The following is a 1443-nucleotide window of genomic DNA, read 5'->3' as shown; positions in this document are numbered from 1 at the left end:
CGCGGTGACCACCGCCGTTCCCCGATAGAGATGTCTTCTTCGACTCGCGCTGTTGACCTTGACTGAATTTCGCGATCAATCCGAACTGCCCTCAGCGTGCTACAAGACCGAATACGGTCTGCAGATCACGTCCGTTACGATCAACGCCTACCCACCTCAGGTTCGTATCGAATACTTGCACTCGAATTTACGCGGCACGCTCACGCTCGATCGCCCATCTCCACTCGAATCTCTCGCCTTTCTGTTTGACGATTGCTACTGGATCAGGATCTACGACTTGAACGAGACTGGCGCATCGCTGAACTTTGGACGCTATGAGGTGCACATGCTGGACGAGGATAGTCCACAATCCAAGATGGTCTGTGATCGCTATACTGCAGAGTAGGTCTTGCTTGCTGGTTTGGATTGGGTCGGCATGCCGTGCGCTGAAGCGGGGAACCATGAAATGCACGGGAGAACGGGTGGACCGTTTCTTTTCTGCTTGCAAGTCATTTGCCCGTTCCCCGTGATTTCTACCGTTCTGCTCAGTAGAGGAGTTTCAACCGAATGCCGAAATCTTGCGAGGTGGTCATCGACCGAAATGCTGTCACGATCAATGGACGTTCGCTTGCTAACGCGGTCCCGATTGACTCGTTCGAAGGCTTTTTGGGAAAACCAAATCGAACTGGTTCATCGATTGGGCTCGCATACGTATTTGGTCACTATGGCAAGGCACACCTCTACGACGACATTGGTTTATTGATGCTCGAACACCACGAGACCGCTCTGATCACTTCCATCGAACTGTGCGGTGAGGATCCGGATGGTATTCAGACGACTAAGACGCCGTTCAGCGGTAAGCTGACCATCGGTGGCATCCCCATTCGAATTGGAGATCCGGTGGGACTCTTGGACAACTCGGAGGTCCACTTCTCATCACGACTTCCAGAGATCCCGTTTGCCGATATTCGATCGTCTGAGAAAGGTGGATTTACAATTGGAGTGTCAATTCAACCACGAGGGTCGATTCAACACTCGACCAATCCGCGTTCGGATGGTAGCGTCGCCATTGGAAGCGTATTGTTGATGCTGCACCATCCATCAAAGCTCGATCGAGCAGAACCAAGGGATGCACGTGAGTCGCCGAGTTGAGTTTAATAAAGTGGAACGTCGTTCGCGGCGACCACGTGATCCCAATCGTTGAACTGGCCTTCGGGTTGAGCTGCAAACATTGATTGCGAGGTGCCGATGGCCATCACGCTTCAACAGATCTTCGGACGCTATTTCGACTCCTTCGCTTCGCGTCTCGCGGGAGATGCTTCGCGCCGCATGGTGCATCCAGCACTGTCGCACTCGGACGCTCGGTGGGCACGTCAATAGTTGCCCCGAAGGTCACTACCACAGCATCGCCTACAACTCCTGTCGGCATCGGTGCTGTCCCCAGCACGACGATCGCACCAAAAT

The 1443-nt window shown here is 53.6% G+C and carries 2 protein-coding genes and 1 pseudogene; all 3 read left to right on the top strand.

The window, feature by feature from the left end:
• Positions 1-52 precede the first annotated feature (52 nt).
• Entirely contained in the window at positions 53-385 is a 333-nt protein-coding gene (locus NZK35_RS31915; protein ID WP_259636587.1) for a hypothetical protein, read from the top strand.
• A gap of 161 nt (positions 386-546) precedes the next feature.
• Positions 547-1131, top strand: coding sequence for a DUF7738 domain-containing protein (locus NZK35_RS31910; RefSeq protein WP_259636586.1), 585 nt, complete (start codon positions 547-549; stop codon positions 1129-1131).
• 96 nt (positions 1132-1227) lie between these two features.
• Positions 1228-1443, top strand: a pseudogene (locus NZK35_RS35055) (transposase zinc-binding domain-containing protein); the annotation flags it as partial.

The sequence above is a fragment of the Stieleria sedimenti genome (assembly GCF_025060895.1).
GTDB classification, from domain to species: domain Bacteria; phylum Planctomycetota; class Planctomycetia; order Pirellulales; family Pirellulaceae; genus Stieleria; species Stieleria sedimenti.
This window is presented reverse-complemented; position numbering and strand designations above follow the sequence as displayed.

Bases quoted from the DNA above. Each gene is read 5' to 3' on its own strand.
- NZK35_RS31910 (WP_259636586.1), top strand. From the start codon at position 547: ATGCCGAAATCTTGCGAGGTGGTCATCGACCGAAATGCTGTCACGATC.